Source organism: Streptomyces hamibioticus, from assembly GCF_047946815.1.
Classification (GTDB): Bacteria; Actinomycetota; Actinomycetes; order Streptomycetales; family Streptomycetaceae; genus Streptomyces.
Genome location: NZ_JBKKQY010000001.1, coordinates 5537611 through 5551314, shown reverse-complemented (window position 1 = coordinate 5551314; position 13704 = coordinate 5537611). Strand labels below are relative to the sequence as shown.

Below are 13704 nucleotides of genomic sequence, written 5' to 3'. Positions count from 1 at the left end.
ACCCCGGTGTCAGGATCTTCTGCGTCGATGCTTCTGGGATGTGCGCGGGAGCGGACCGCGGTTACTTGATCATGTAGATCGTGGCGAAGAGGCCGATCCAGACGACATCGACGAAGTGCCAGTAGTAGGACACGACGATGGCGGCGGTCGCCTGCTCGTGGGTGAACCTCCGGGCCGCGTAGGTGCGACCGAGGACCAGCAGGAAGGCGATGAGTCCGCCCGTCACGTGCAGGCCGTGGAAGCCGGTGGTCAGGTAGAAGACCGAGCCGTAGGGGTCCGACGAGAGCGACAGGCCCTCGTGCTTGACCAGCTCGGTGTACTCGAACACCTGACCGCCGATGAAGATCGCACCCATGATGAAGGTGACGATGAACCACATCCGGAGCTTCTTCACGTCACCGCGCTCGGCGGCGAACACGCCGAGCTGACAGGTGAGGGAGGAGAGCACCAGGATCGTGGTGTTCGTCGCGGAGAACGGGAAGTTCAACGCGTCGGCCTTCTCGGACCAGAAGTCCGGGCCGGTCACCGATCGCAGGGTGAAGTACATCGCGAAGAGGGCCGCGAAGAACATCAGCTCGGAACTCAACCAGATGATGGTCCCGACGCTGGTGAGGTTCGGCCGATTGACCGACGGGTGCGCGTGCCCGGTTTCTACTGTCGTTGCTGTCGCCACGACCGACATTATGTCGGTCGCTTATCCCGCCCTCACTCCGGGGGGTGCCGTTCGGAGTGTCTCCCTGTTCCGGGGCGGTGTTGACGTGGTGTTCAAGGGAGTAGCATCCCGCCCAACGGCCCGTCCTTACGACGCTGACGTCACGGAGGAAGCATGCAGCCGACCGCCACGGTGCTGGTCTACAGCGACGACTCCAACACCCGCGAACAGGTGCGGCTCGCGACGGTCCGGCGGCCGGCTCCGGACGCGCCCGTGGTCGAGTTCGTGGAATGCGCGACCCCGGCCGCGGTGCTGCGGGAGCTGGACAAGGGCGGCATCGACGTCTGTGTGCTGGACGGCGAGGCCGTGCCGATGGGCGGCATGGGCATGTGCCGGCAGATCAAGGACGAGGTGTTCCGGTGCCCGCCGGTGCTGCTGCTCATCGGGCGTCCGCAGGACGCGTGGCTGGCGACGTGGAGCCGGGCGGAGGCCGCGGTGCCCCTGCCGGTGGAACCGGTGGAGTTCGCCTCGGCGCTGGCCTCGCTGTTGCGGCAGCAGCGGTTGCAGAGCGCCTAGGGGCTCGATCCGCCGCTACACCGCCGTGGGGCGCAGTCGTGCCGCGTCCTCCGGCGTGGGGGCGTTCGGGTGGGTGCCGGTCAGGGCGCTGCCCGTGCGCCACTTCTTCCAGTCCATGTTCCAGTCGCCGAAGCCGTTGCCGAACGGTTCCATGAGGTTGCCGTCGGAGTTGATGACCTGGACCAGGTCGCCCTCGCGGACCGTGTCGAAGAACCACTCGGCGTTGGCGGTGCTCATCCCGACGCAGCCGTGGCTGACGTTGGCGGAGCCCTGGGAGCCCACCGACCAGGGGGCGGCGTGCACGTACTCGCCGCTCCAGGTGACCCGCGTGGCGAAGTGGACCGGGAGGTCGTACGACTCCGAGGAGCCCTCGGCGATGCCGACGGTGCTGCTGCGCATGCGTACGAAGCGTTCCTTGCCGAGCACGACCTTGACGCCGTTGCGGGTCTCGAAGCCGGGCTTGCCCGTGGTGACGGGGATCCGCTTGATCTCCTCGTCGTTGCGGTAGACCGTCATCGTGTGCGCGGAGGCGTCCGTGACGGCGATGACCCGGTCCCCGGTGCTGATCTCCAGGGGCTTGGCCGGGGCGCCCCAGAGCCGGTCGCCGACCTTGATGCCGTCGAGCGTGCTGCGGGCCAGCACGGTGGCGTGCGCGGGCCAGTAGTCCTTGGGGCGGTAGTGCAGCTTCTTGTCGTCCACCCAGTGCCAGGCACCCTCCACGGCGGGCGTGGACTCTACCTTGAGGGCGCGCTCGACGACCTTGCGCTGGGCGGGTTCCCGGATGGGCTCGCTCAGTTCCGCGGTGACGGGCTGGCCGACGCCGTAGGTGCCCGCCTCGGGCCCGAAGGTGACGTTCAGCCGCTTCTTGGTGCTGGGTGTGCCCGTCTCGAAGGTGAGGACCTTCCGGCCGGGCGCCCCCTCGCCGTTCTCGGTGCTCACGCGGACCGTGTACTGGGCGCCTGCGGCCAGCGGTGAGGTGCTGTGCCACCGGGAGCCGTCGGCGGAGAGTTCGCCCGCCACATGGCGTCCTGCGGCGTCCACGGCCGTGACGTCCGTGATCCGCCCGTCCGAGTCCTCGGCGACGACCTCCAGCGGCTTGTCCGGGTCGGCTTTCCCGCCCCCGCCGGTGGGACCGCTGAAGGTGACCTGGTCGGCCGCGTCGTACGGCGCCGCCGCCAGCGGGTTGCCGTCGTCGCTGCAACCGGTCGCGCCCACGCCGAGGGCGACGACCAGCAGCGTGCAGCCGACGACGGTGCGCCCCCGCGCCTGGAAGTGAACGTTGTGGCTCATGACCTCACGCTAGGAACTTCCGTCAACCGCGGCACGGCGAGTCGTCCGGACGGGGGACTTCCTGTCCGGCGAACGAGGGCAAAAGAGGGGCCCGGACGCTCCATACGGAGTGTCCGGGCCCCTCGGGCGTGCGCCCTGTGCTACTGGGTGCGGTTCTCACCGCGGTAGTACTCGAAGACCCAGCCCCAGATGCCGATGAGGACCAGCGGAGCCGAGAAGTACATCAGCCACCAGCCGATGGCGACGCTCAGGAAGGCGAACGCGCCACCGATGGCCAGGGACAGCGGCTGCCAGCTGTGCGGGCTGAAGAACCCGACCTCGCCGGCGTCGTCCGCGACATCCGCCTCCTTGTTGTCCTGCGCGCCCACGTCGACCCGCTTGGCCGTGAAGCCGAGGTAGAAGCCGATCATGATCGCCAGGCCGAAGGCCAGGAAGAGAGCGGTGGTACCGGCCGGCTCCTTCGACCACACGCCATAGACGATCGCCATGACGAGGATGAAGACGCTCAGCCACATGAACATCTTGCCCTGGATCTTCACTTGCCGGCCTCCTTGCCGCCAGCGAGGGCCTTCTCACCCTGAGGGACGTTCTCGAGCTGGTCGAGCGCGGAGATCTCGGGGTGGTGCAGGTCGAACGCCGGGGATTCGCTGCGGATCCGCGGCAGGGTGAGGAAGTTGTGGCGCGGCGGCGGGCAGGAGGTCGCCCACTCCAGGGAGCGGCCGTAGCCCCACGGGTCGTCGACGCCGACCGGCTTGCCGTACTTGGCGGTCTTCCAGACGTTGTAGAAGAACGGCAGCAGGGACATGCCGAGCAGGAACGAGGCGATCGTCGAGATCGTGTTCAGGGCGGTGAAGCCGTCGGCCGCGAGGTAGTCCGCGTACCGGCGCGGCATGCCCTCGGCACCCAGCCAGTGCTGGACCAGGAAGGTGCCGTGGAAGCCGATGAACAGCGTCCAGAAGGTGATCTTGCCCAGGCGCTCGTCGAGGAGCTTGCCGGTCCACTTGGGCCACCAGAAGTGGAAGCCCGCGAACATCGCGAAGACGACCGTGCCGAACACCACGTAGTGGAAGTGGGCCACCACGAAGTACGAGTCCGAGACGTGGAAGTCCATCGGCGGCGAGGCCAGGATCACGCCGGTCAGACCGCCGAAGACGAAGGTGATCAGGAAGCCCAGCGACCACAGCATCGGCGTCTCGAAGGACAGCGAGCCCTTCCACATGGTGCCGATCCAGTTGAAGAACTTCACACCGGTCGGGACGGCGATCAGGAACGTCATGAAGGAGAAGAACGGCAGCAGTACACCGCCCGTGACGTACATGTGGTGCGCCCACACCGTCACCGACAGACCCGCGATGGCGATGGTCGCCGCGATCAGACCCGTGTAGCCGAACATCGGCTTGCGGGAGAAGACCGGGATGATCTCACTGACGATGCCGAAGAACGGCAGCGCGATGATGTACACCTCTGGGTGGCCGAAGAACCAGAACAGGTGCTGCCAGAGCAGGGCACCGCCGTTGGCCGAGTCGAAGATGTGCGCACCGAACTTGCGGTCCGCCTCCAGGGCGAACAGCGCGGCCGCCAGGACCGGGAAGGCCAGCAGGACCAGCACACCGGTCAGCAGCACGTTCCAGGTGAAGATCGGCATGCGGAACATCGTCATGCCCGGGGCGCGCATGCAGATGATCGTGGTGATGAAGTTGACCGAGCCGAGGATGGTGCCGAAGCCGGAGAAGGCCAGGCCCATGATCCACAGGTCACCGCCGATGCCCGGCGAGTGCACCGCGTCGGACAGCGGCGAGTAGGCGAACCAGCCGAAGTCGGCCGCACCCTGCGGGGTGAGGAAGCCGCCCACCGCGATCAGCGAGCCGAACAGGTAGAGCCAGTAGGCGAACATGTTCAGCCGCGGGAACGCCACGTCCGGCGCACCGATCTGCAACGGCATGATCCAGTTCGCGAAGCCGGCGAACAGCGGCGTCGCGAACATCAGCAGCATGATCGTGCCGTGCATCGTGAACGCCTGGTTGAACTGCTCGTTCGACATGATCTGCAGACCCGGCCGGGCGAGCTCGGCGCGCATGAAGAGCGCCATGACGCCGCCGATGCAGAAGAACGCGAACGACGTGACCAGGTACAGCGTGCCGATCGTCTTGTGGTCGGTGGTGGTCAGCCACTTGACGACGATCTCGCCGCGCCTCTGGCGCCGGACCGGCAGCTCGTCCTCATAGTGGGACCCTGCTGCCGCGGCACCCTGGGGATCGTTGAGGATGCTCACAGTTGGTTCGTCTCCCGGTTCTTCTCGTGGCTCGTCTGCGCGATGCCGGCGGGAACGTAACCGGTCTGCCCCTTCTTCACGAGGTCCTGGAGGTGCTGCTCGTAGCGCTCAGGGGAGACGACCTTCACGTTGAACAGCATCCGGGAGTGGTCCACGCCGCACAGCTCGGCGCACTTGCCCAGGAACGTGCCCTCCTTGTTGGGGGTCACTTCGAAGGCGTTGGTGTGGCCCGGGATGACGTCCTGCTTCATCAGGAACGGCACCACCCAGAAGGAGTGGATGACGTCCCGGGAGGTCAGGACGAAACGGACCTTCTTGCCCTTGGGGAGCCAGAGGGTCGGGCCCGGGTTGTTGGTCTGCGGGTTCCGGGTGCCGGGGATGCCGCAGTCGTAGACGCCGCCGGCGTTCGCCGGGAAGTCCTCCTTGAACCGGTCCGGGATCGCGGCCAGTTCCTTGGACTTCGTCGCGTCACCGGAGGATCCCTGGACGCTTTCGACGTAGTTGAAGCACCAGCTCCACTGGAAGCCCACCACGTTGACCGTGACGTCGGGCTTGTCCTTGAGCTTGAGCAGCTCGGACTCGTCGCGGGCGGTGAAGTAGAACAGCACCGAGACGATGACGAGCGGAACCACCGTGTACAAGGCCTCGATGGGCATGTTGTACCGGGTCTGCGGAGGGATCTCGACCTTGGTGCGGCTGCGCCGGTGGAAGAAAGCACTCCACAGGATCAGGCCCCACACCAGCACGCCGACGGCGAGCGCGGCGGCCCAGGAGCCCTGCCACAGGGAGAGGATCCGCGGAGCCTCTTCCGTGGTCGGGGTGGGCATGCCGAGGCGGGGGAAGTCCTCGTATGTGCAACCGGTGGCGGTCGCCAGGACCAGGCCCGCGGTCAGTGCCTGCAGCAGCTTCCGCCGCATCGGGCGCCGCGGCGAGCGGTCGGAGCCGTTGGGACTCACGTAGCGCCTTCCCGAGAGTCTCGCCCGCGCGTATCGGCTGCGGCCTTCTCGCTGGTCGGTCGCCGCCCTGCGTCGGGCAGGGGTTTGGATGTTTATGCGGACCAAACCCTAGCCGACGCTCTCCGAGGGTTCGCGAGGAGGGGGGCCTAGTAGCCCGGGGTGTTCGCTGGTTTGGCGGGTGCGGGTTGTCCGCGGCTGGTCGCGCAGTCGCGCGCGCCCCTCGGCGGCGTCCGGGTGACCGGGCGTCTAGCGTTGCCGTATGGGCTACTTCGACGCCGCTTCCGCCGCTCCCCTGCACCCCGTCGCCCGGCAGGCCCTGGTGGCCTCGCTCGACGAGGGATGGGCCGATCCCGCGCGGCTGTACCGGGAGGGGCGGCGGGCGCGGATGCTGCTGGACGCGGCACGCGAGGCCGCCGCCGAGACGGTGGGGTGCCGGCCGGACGAGCTGGTGTTCACCTCGTCCGGGACGCGCGCCGTGCACACGGGCATCGCGGGGGCGCTGGCCGGGCGGGCGCGGGTCGGGCGTCACCTGATCGTGTCAGCCGTCGAACACTCCTCGGTGCTCCATGCGGCGGAGGTGCACGAGGCCGGCGGCGGCACCGTGACCCAGGTGGCCGTGGACCGGACGGGGGCGGTGGACCCGGCGGCGTACGCGGCGGCGCTCCGCGCGGACACGGCGCTGGCCTGTCTGCAGTCGGCCAACCACGAGGTGGGCACCGAGCAGCCGGTGGCGGCGGTGGCCGAGGCCTGCCGGGCGGCCGGGGTGCCACTGCTGGTGGACGCGGCCCAGTCGCTGGGCTGGGGGCCGGTGCCGGGCGACTGGTCGCTGCTCACGGCGAGCGCGCACAAGTGGGGCGGGCCGCCCGGGGTCGGACTGCTCGCCGTGCGCAAGGGGGTGCGGTTCGCGCCGCAAGGCCCGGTGGACGAGCGGGAGTCGGGCCGGTCGGCCGGTTTCGAGAACCTGCCGGCGATCGTGGCCGCGGCGGCGTCACTGCGGGCCGTGCGCGCCGAGGCGGACCGGGAGGCGGCGCGGCTGCGGGAGCTGACCGAGCGGGTGCGGGCACGGGTGCCGGAACTGGTGCCGGACGTGGAGGTGGTGGGCGCGCCGGAACGGCGGCTGCCGGGGATCGTCACCTTCTCCTGTCTCTACGTCGACGGCGAGGCCCTGCTGCACGAGCTGGACCGGGAGGGCTTCTCCGTCTCATCCGGATCGTCGTGCACGAGCAGCACGCTGACACCGAGCCACGTGCTGCGCGCGATGGGGGTGCTGACCGAGGGGAACGTGCGTGTCTCCCTGCCGCCCGGGACACCGGCGGAGGATGTCGACCGGTTCCTGGAGGTGCTGCCGGGCGCGGTGGCGGGGGTGCGGGAGAAGCTGGGGTCGCCGGCGCCGGCGACCGTCGGCGAGGGGGACGCCCTGGTCGTGGACGCGCTCGGCAAGCTGTGCCCGATCCCGGTGATCGAGCTGGCCAAGGTGATCGGGGACGTGCCGGTGGGCGGCCTGGTCCGCGTCCTGGCGGACGACGAGGCCGCCCGCCTGGACATCCCGGCGTGGTGCGCGATGCGCGGCCAGGAGTACGTGGGGGAGGAGCCGGCGGACGGCGGAACGGCTTACCTGGTCCGCCGGGCGAGCTGAGGGACCTCACGGGGTGCGGGGCTGTGTCCGTGTGCGGCTCCGCCGCGTGGGCGGACAGCCCCGCACACCCGCGGACGGCGACGGACGGCGGCGGACCGGCCGAGGCGGTCGCGTGGCCGTGAACGCGAGGATCAGGTCAGGTGCGCCTGGACCTCGGCCGCGGCATCGTGCCCGTACGCCTTGGTGAAGCGGTCCATGAAGTGCGCCCGGCGCAGCTGGTACTCCTGCGTCCCCACCGTCTCGATGACGAGCGTCGCCAGCATGCAGCCGACCTGGGCGGCCCGCTCCAGCGAGACGCCCCAGGCCAGACCGGAGAGGAAGCCGGCACGGAAGGCGTCGCCGACACCGGTGGGGTCGGCCTTGCGCTCCTCCTCGGGCGTGCCGACCTCGATCGGGGCCTCGCCGGCCCGCTCGATGCGCACGCCCTGCGCGCCGAGGGTGGTGACGCGGTGGCCGACGCGGCCGAGGATCTCCTGGTCCGTCCAGCCGGTCTTGGACTCGATGAGGCCCTTCTCGTACTCGTTGGAGAACAGGTACGTGGCCCCGTCCAGCAGTATCCGGATCTCGTCGCCGTCCATGCGGGCGATCTGCTGGGAGAAGTCGGCGGCGAACGGGATGGACCGCGAGCGGCACTCCTCGGTGTGGCGGAGCATCGCCTCCGGATCGTCGGCGCCGATGGTGACCAGGTCGAGGCCGCCGACCCGGTCGGCGACGGTCTTCAGCTCGATCAGGCGGGCCTCGCTCATGGCGCCCGTGTAGAAGGAGCCGATCTGGTTGTGGTCGGCGTCGGTGGTGCACACGAAGCGGGCGGTGTGCAGCGTCTCGGAGATGCGGACGGAGCCGGTGTCGACGCCGTGCCGGTCCAGCCAGGCCCGGTACTCGTCGAAGTCCGAGCCCGCGGCACCGACCAGCACCGGGCGGGTGCCGAGCTGGCCCATGCCGAAGGCGATGTTCGCCGCGACGCCGCCGCGGCGCACGTCGAGCTTGTCGACCAGGAAGGAGAGCGAGACCGTGTGCAGCTGGTCCGCGACGAGCTGGTCGGCGAAGCGGCCGGGGAAGGTCATGAGGTGGTCGGTGGCGATGGAGCCGGTGACTGCGATGCGCACGACGTGGACTCTCTCCAGGGGAGGTGGGTTGACAGTTCACGCTACCGGGTCCGCGGGTGCCTCAGAAGAGGGCCTGAACTGCTCCGAAGAGCTGCGAAGCGGGAAAACTACCCGATAGTAGATCTTTCTTCGCGGGCCGGGGCGTGCCTACGGTTCCGTCATGACGAACCTCGAGTTCCACTCCCCCGCCCCGGCCGACCAGGACGGGGATCTGGCGTCGCTGCGGGGCGACTGCGCACGGATGGTGCCGCACTGGCCGGCCATGGAACGGGCGCTGCCGCTCCATGTCTCCCCCTCGCTCATCCACGGCGTGTCCGTGCCGCCGGCGTCGGCGCGGCTGCTGGACGCGATGTCCGACTACGGGGACTGAGGCGGTCCGGTTCCGGAGGTTGAGGCGGTTCGGGCACGGAGGCCGAGGCCGTTCGGGTGCCGAGACGGAGGCCGTTCGGGCGGCCCGCCCGCTCGTTCGGGAACCGGTTGTTCCCCCGCCGCGTCCCATCGCTGTCCCCCCGTAACAGCCGAAGGAGCGATGCGGTGAACAGCGAGCGACCCGACAACGACGACGCCGAGGCCGGTGCCGGTGCCGCCGAGCCCGCCGGCACCGCGCGGGGCGCCGAGGAGACCACCGGCGCCGCGGCGGACCCGCCCGAGCACGCTGATGCACAGGCCACCGAGGAGGCCGGGGAGAGGGCCGGGGCGGAGACCGGCGACGGGCGCTCGGGCCGCCGGCGCCCGGCGCTGGCCGCCGCTTCGGTGGCAGCCGCCGTGCTGCTCGCCGGGGGCGGCGGAGCGTATCTCGCCACGACCGCGTCCGGCGGCACCGGCGGCTCCGGCGGTGGTACGTCGTCCGGGGCGTCGGGCGACGACACTCCCCCGCCGCTCGCCCTGGACGGTTACGCGGCCCCCGCCGGGCCCGACGGGGCCGGCGTCGCTCCCGGCGAGCCCAACCCCTACGGCGTCGTCTACAAGGCCGACGGCCCGCTCCCGGACGGCCCCGGCGAGGCGGCCGTGTACCGCACGAAGGGCGAGGTCACCAAGGAGGAGGTGGCCCGTCTGGCCAAGGCGCTGGGCGTCGAGGGCGCACCGGTGGAGCGGGGGCGGACCTGGACCGTCGGGGCGGTCAAGGACGGCTCGGGGCCGGTGCTGCGGGTGAACGTGCAGGCGCCGGGGACCTGGACGTTCCACCGGGCCGTGCCGGGCACCGACGACTGCAAGAAGGGCCCGTCCTGCGCGGTGCCCCCCGCGAACGCCGAGCCGGTGAGCGAGGCGGCGGCGAAGAAGGCGGCGGCGCCGGTGCTGAAGGCGGTGGGTCAGGACACCGCCAAGCTGGACGCCACCCAGGTCATGGGCGCCCAGCGGGTCGTGAACGCCCAGCCGGTGGTCGGAGGCCTGCCCACGCAGGGGTGGACGACCGGGGTGACGGTCGGCGCACGGGGCGAGGTGGCGGGCGGCAGCGGTCAGCTGAAGGTGCCGTCGAAGGGCGACACGTATCCGGTCCTGGACGCGGAGCGGACGCTCGCCCTGATGAACGCGGCGCCGGGGGCGGGCTCGCGGGCCGGCGTCGGCGGCTGCGCCAGTCCCGTACCGCTGGACGACGAAGGTCCGGCGGAGCTGTGCGCGCCGGGGAAGCCGGAGAAGGAGACGCTCACGGTCGAGCGCGCGGTGTTCGGGCTGGCCGCGCACCCGGTGCAGGGGCGGCAGACGCTCGTGCCGTCGTGGCTCTTCGAGGTGCGGTCGCCGGGCGCGCAGGAGACGCTGACGGTGACGTATCCGGCGGTCGACCCGGAGTACCTGGTGTCCACGGCGCCCTCGGCCGCGCCGTCCGACGAACCGGCCTCGGCGCCCGCGACCCGGGACGTGGACGTCACCGGCTACACCACCGCGGGCACGGAGCTGACCGTGCACTTCACCGGTGGCGTGTGCGCCTCCTACGAGGCGAAGGCGACCGGGACCGGGGACGAGGTGCGGGTCACGGTGACCGAGACCTCGCAGCCGGGCAAGGTCTGCATCCTGATCGCCAAGGAGTACGAGCTGACCGTGCCGCTGGACGAGCCGCTCGGCGACCGGACGGTGGTGGGGTCGGACGGCGAGAAGATCCCGCTCGCCAAGCCGGGCGCACGGCTGCCGGCGCCGTCCGGCACCCGCTGAACCAGCCGGCCGGCACCCGCTGAACCAGCCGGCCGGCACCCGCTGAACCAGCCGGCCGGCACCCGCTGAACCAGCCGGCCGGCAGCCGCTGGGAGGCAACCGCTGGGAGGCAACCGCTGGAGCAGGCGCGCTGCTCGACGACGCGGACGACACGGAGGCGGGGCCCCGGGAAGATCCCGGGACCCCGCCTCCGTCGGTCCGCGCGCTCCGGCCGCGGCTGCGCCGGACTCAGCTGAAGGAGTCGCCGCAGGCGCAGGAGCCGGTCGCGTTCGGATTGTCGATCGTGAAGCCCTGCTTCTCGATCGTGTCCACGAAGTCGATGGTCGCGCCGCCCAGGTACGGGGCGCTCATGCGGTCGGTGACGACCTTGACTCCGTCGAAGTCCTTCACCACGTCGCCGTCGAGGGAGCGCTCGTCGAAGAAGAGCTGGTAGCGCAGGCCGGAGCAGCCGCCGGGCTGGACGGCGACACGCAGCGCCAGGTCTTCACGGCCTTCCTGGTCGAGCAGCGCCTTGACCTTGGCCGCGGCGGCGTCGGTCAGGATGATGCCGTCGGTGACGGTGCTGGTCTCGTCCGATACGGACATCTACATCTCTCCCGGGTTGTACGGAGACTGCTTGCCGACGATTGCAACCGGCGGGGCCGCGGATTCATTCCGGGCGAGCCCGACTTTCTCCTCGGCTTCCCTTCATGCTCGCACACGCGCCGGGGGCGCGGACAGCGCCGGAGACGGCATCCGCTCGGCCCGCCGGGGACCGGGATTCATGTCACATCGACAATATGGCCATCGTCAAACTGACGTGAAGCGGTTATGATATATAGCGTCAGTTCGACGAAAAGTAGAAAGGGTGCGTGTCGTGACCACCGCCCAAGCCCAGGAGCTCGACGTACAGCCGACGCCCCTCGCCCTGCTGCTGCTCGGCCGCGAGGCCGACCCGAAGAGCGAGCGGGGTGTGGACTGCCCCGGCGACCTGCCCTCGCCCTCCGACCCGGATCTGGTCGAGCGCGCCCGCGCGGCAAAGGAGAAGCTCGGGAACAAGGTCTTCGTGCTGGGCCACCACTACCAGCGCGACGAGGTGATCCAGTTCGCCGACGTCACGGGTGACTCCTTCAAGCTGGCCCGGGAGGCGGCGGCGCGCCCCGAGGCGGAGTACATCGTCTTCTGCGGCGTGCACTTCATGGCCGAGTCCGCCGACATCCTGACCTCCGACGACCAGAAGGTCGTCCTGCCCGACCTGGCCGCCGGCTGCTCCATGGCGGACATGGCGACGGCCGAGCAGGTCGCCGAGTGCTGGGACGTGCTGACCGAGGCCGGCATAGCCGAGCAGGTCGTGCCGGTGTCGTACATGAACTCCTCGGCCGACATCAAGGCGTTCACGGGCAAGCACGGCGGCACGATCTGTACGTCGTCCAACGCCAAGCGGGCCTTGGACTGGGCTTTCGAGCAGGGCGAGAAGGTGCTGTTCCTGCCCGACCAGCACCTGGGCCGCAACACCGCCGTCCGCGACATGGGCATGTCCCTGGAGGACTGCGTCGTCTACAACCCGCACCGGCCGAACGGCGGCCTGACCGCCGAGGAGCTGCGTGCGGCGAAGATGATCCTGTGGCGCGGCCACTGCTCGGTGCACGGCCGCTTCAGCCTCGACTCGGTCGACGACGTGCGCGAGCGCATCCCCGGCGTGAACGTCCTGGTCCACCCGGAGTGCAAGCACGAGGTGGTGGCCGCGGCGGACTACGTCGGCTCCACCGAGTACATCATCAAGACCCTGGAGGCGGCCCCGGCCGGCTCGAAGTGGGCGATCGGGACCGAGCTGAACCTGGTCCGCCGGCTGGCGAACCGTTTCGCGCCCGAGGGCAAGGAGATCGTCTTCCTCGACAAGACGGTCTGCTTCTGCTCGACGATGAACCGCATCGACCTGCCGCACCTGGTCTGGGCCCTGGAGTCGCTGGCCGAGGGCAACCTGGTCAACCGGATCGAGGTCGACAAGGAGACGGAGGCGTTCGCGAAGCTGGCACTGGAGCGGATGCTGGCGCTGCCGTAGCCGTTTCGCTCCCCGCCCACTCGCCCGCGCGGCGCGTTGCACGGCTGGAGGCCCCGCCCTGCCACCTTCGGTGCCGGACGGGGCCTCCAGCCGGTCACTGGATGTCCAGCACGGGACGGTGCCGGACGTCGTCCCGGCAGACGAAGACACGCAGTTCGCCGAACGGGCCGACGTCGACGCCGGTCGGTTCGTGGGCGGCCTTGCGGGCCTGCTGGTCCAGTTCCCGGTCCTCCAGCGGCCACCACCGGTCGCTCGCGCCGTCCCACTCACTGCTGTCCGCCTTGAGGAGCAGCTCGACGCTTCCCTCGCAGTCGGGGCAGGAGAGGTCTCTGCTGCCCGTCGAGTGCCAGCTCGGCCACCCTCCGACCTTCCAGCCGCGCGCGACGGAGAGGGCGTACTGATAGCGCAGCCCCTGGTCCCGGTCCACCGTGACCAGACGCCTCACGGTGTCGTCGGGAAGTTCTTCCGTCCAGGGAAACTCGATGACCCGCTCGGGAGAGATCCGACACGGACGCAGCTCGTAGGCATCGTTGAAGGGCTCGGCCCGAGAGAAGGCCGGGTCATGGGGGGAGTCGTCGAGGCTCCCCTTGCTCTGGGCGGAATCCAGCCACACAAGTGAGACCGCGGGCCCTGCGTACTCCGAGCCGGCGTATTCCACATAGTGATCGTTCGGGCACCAGTAGACCTGAAGGAGATCACAGCCGGCCGGATAGGGAACCGCCGGGACATCGCGGCGGAAAAACTGGGCCACGGATTCCATGGGGCGCGCCGCACGCCGGCCGAAGTCGTCTGTCGGATGCTCCTCGCACACGGGACGCGAAACGCCCTCGACACCGAGCATGGGACCGCCGACATGACTGTCGGTCTCCCGCGGGTCCCCTGGCCGGGGGTGCAGACGCACCGTGGTCCGACGCCATTCGGAAAGCTCAGGGATGATCTCGGTGATGTCCACCTCGGGGGCCGGGGTGGTGTACATGAGCTTGTGGTCCTTTCTGGCCTGCGATCCTTTCTGGCTGCTCCGGAGCGG

The 13704-nt window shown here is 70.1% G+C and carries 13 protein-coding genes; 5 read left to right on the top strand and 8 right to left on the bottom strand.

The window, feature by feature from the left end; translation table 11 throughout:
• Nucleotides 1–61 precede the first annotated feature (61 nt).
• The gene (gene ctaE, locus ACLGIH_RS25150) at nucleotides 62–682 is read right to left on the bottom strand and encodes an aa3-type cytochrome oxidase subunit III (protein WP_344608606.1); all 621 of its coding nucleotides are present in this window, start codon (nucleotides 680–682) and stop codon (nucleotides 62–64) included.
• A gap of 144 nt (nucleotides 683–826) precedes the next feature.
• Between ctaE and ACLGIH_RS25145 the strand changes: the two genes are divergently transcribed.
• Nucleotides 827–1228 carry a response regulator gene (locus tag ACLGIH_RS25145; protein ID WP_416527552.1) on the top strand — a complete coding sequence of 134 codons (402 nt, stop codon included), beginning with the start codon at nucleotides 827–829 and terminating at the stop codon, nucleotides 1226–1228.
• A 15-nt stretch (nucleotides 1229–1243) separates the two neighbouring features.
• Here the strand turns inward: ACLGIH_RS25145 and ACLGIH_RS25140 are convergent, their stop codons facing one another.
• From ACLGIH_RS25140 to ctaC, 4 genes are all read right to left on the bottom strand, one after another.
• Nucleotides 1244–2518, bottom strand: coding sequence for a L,D-transpeptidase (locus ACLGIH_RS25140; RefSeq protein WP_416527551.1), 1275 nt, complete (start codon nucleotides 2516–2518; stop codon nucleotides 1244–1246).
• A 140-nt stretch (nucleotides 2519–2658) separates the two neighbouring features.
• On the bottom strand, nucleotides 2659–3057 hold the full coding sequence (locus ACLGIH_RS25135) for a cytochrome c oxidase subunit 4 (RefSeq protein WP_416527550.1): 399 nt from the start codon (nucleotides 3055–3057) through the stop codon (nucleotides 2659–2661).
• Nucleotides 3054–4790, bottom strand: coding sequence for an aa3-type cytochrome oxidase subunit I (ctaD, locus tag ACLGIH_RS25130; protein WP_416527549.1), 1737 nt, complete (start codon nucleotides 4788–4790; stop codon nucleotides 3054–3056). The genes ACLGIH_RS25135 and ctaD overlap by 4 nt, the downstream gene beginning before the upstream one ends.
• On the bottom strand, nucleotides 4787–5746 hold the full coding sequence (ctaC, locus tag ACLGIH_RS25125) for an aa3-type cytochrome oxidase subunit II (protein ID WP_416527548.1): 960 nt from the start codon (nucleotides 5744–5746) through the stop codon (nucleotides 4787–4789). Before ctaC ends, ctaD begins: the two co-directional genes overlap by 4 nt.
• 259 nt (nucleotides 5747–6005) lie before the next feature.
• Here ctaC and ACLGIH_RS25120 point away from each other — a divergent pair, with 259 nt between their 5' ends.
• Nucleotides 6006–7382, top strand: a complete 1377-nt coding sequence (locus ACLGIH_RS25120) for a cysteine desulfurase/sulfurtransferase TusA family protein (RefSeq protein ID WP_416527547.1) — start codon at nucleotides 6006–6008, stop codon at nucleotides 7380–7382.
• 131 nt (nucleotides 7383–7513) lie between these two features.
• Here the strand turns inward: ACLGIH_RS25120 and ACLGIH_RS25115 are convergent, their stop codons facing one another.
• Nucleotides 7514–8488, bottom strand: a complete 975-nt coding sequence (locus ACLGIH_RS25115) for a carbohydrate kinase family protein (protein ID WP_416527546.1) — start codon at nucleotides 8486–8488, stop codon at nucleotides 7514–7516.
• A 160-nt stretch (nucleotides 8489–8648) separates the two neighbouring features.
• Here ACLGIH_RS25115 and ACLGIH_RS25110 point away from each other — a divergent pair, with 160 nt between their 5' ends.
• Together ACLGIH_RS25110 and ACLGIH_RS25105 are read left to right on the top strand one after the other, a co-directional pair.
• A complete protein-coding gene (locus ACLGIH_RS25110; protein WP_416527545.1) occupies nucleotides 8649–8858 on the top strand; it encodes a hypothetical protein in 210 nt (69 codons plus the stop codon).
• A gap of 164 nt (nucleotides 8859–9022) precedes the next feature.
• A complete protein-coding gene (locus ACLGIH_RS25105; protein ID WP_416527544.1) occupies nucleotides 9023–10636 on the top strand; it encodes a hypothetical protein in 1614 nt (537 codons plus the stop codon).
• 228 nt (nucleotides 10637–10864) lie between these two features.
• Here ACLGIH_RS25105 and erpA read toward each other — a convergent pair whose 3' ends face one another.
• Complete coding sequence (gene erpA, locus ACLGIH_RS25100; protein ID WP_416527543.1) at nucleotides 10865–11221, bottom strand: iron-sulfur cluster insertion protein ErpA; 357 nt, start codon at nucleotides 11219–11221, stop codon at nucleotides 10865–10867.
• A 271-nt stretch (nucleotides 11222–11492) separates the two neighbouring features.
• Here erpA and nadA point away from each other — a divergent pair, with 271 nt between their 5' ends.
• Nucleotides 11493–12677, top strand: coding sequence for a quinolinate synthase NadA (gene nadA, locus ACLGIH_RS25095; RefSeq protein ID WP_416527542.1), 1185 nt, complete (start codon nucleotides 11493–11495; stop codon nucleotides 12675–12677).
• A 94-nt stretch (nucleotides 12678–12771) separates the two neighbouring features.
• On the opposite strand, the gene ACLGIH_RS25090 is transcribed toward nadA, so the two are convergent.
• Entirely contained in the window at nucleotides 12772–13653 is an 882-nt protein-coding gene (locus ACLGIH_RS25090) for a hypothetical protein (RefSeq protein ID WP_416527541.1), read from the bottom strand.
• Between the last annotated feature and the right edge of the window lie 51 nt (nucleotides 13654–13704).

Excerpts from the sequence above, each read along its gene's own strand:
- ACLGIH_RS25090 (WP_416527541.1), bottom strand. The coding sequence starts at position 13,653 with ATGTACACCACCCCGGCCCCCGAGGTGGACATCACCGAGATCATCCCT.
- ACLGIH_RS25145 (WP_416527552.1), top strand. The coding sequence starts at position 827 with ATGCAGCCGACCGCCACGGTGCTGGTCTACAGCGACGACTCCAACACC.
- ctaE (WP_344608606.1), bottom strand. The coding sequence starts at position 682 with ATGTCGGTCGTGGCGACAGCAACGACAGTAGAAACCGGGCACGCGCAC.
- ACLGIH_RS25120 (WP_416527547.1), top strand. The coding sequence starts at position 6,006 with ATGGGCTACTTCGACGCCGCTTCCGCCGCTCCCCTGCACCCCGTCGCC.
- ACLGIH_RS25110 (WP_416527545.1), top strand. The coding sequence starts at position 8,649 with ATGACGAACCTCGAGTTCCACTCCCCCGCCCCGGCCGACCAGGACGGG.
- erpA (WP_416527543.1), bottom strand. The coding sequence starts at position 11,221 with ATGTCCGTATCGGACGAGACCAGCACCGTCACCGACGGCATCATCCTG.
- ACLGIH_RS25140 (WP_416527551.1), bottom strand. The coding sequence starts at position 2,518 with ATGAGCCACAACGTTCACTTCCAGGCGCGGGGGCGCACCGTCGTCGGC.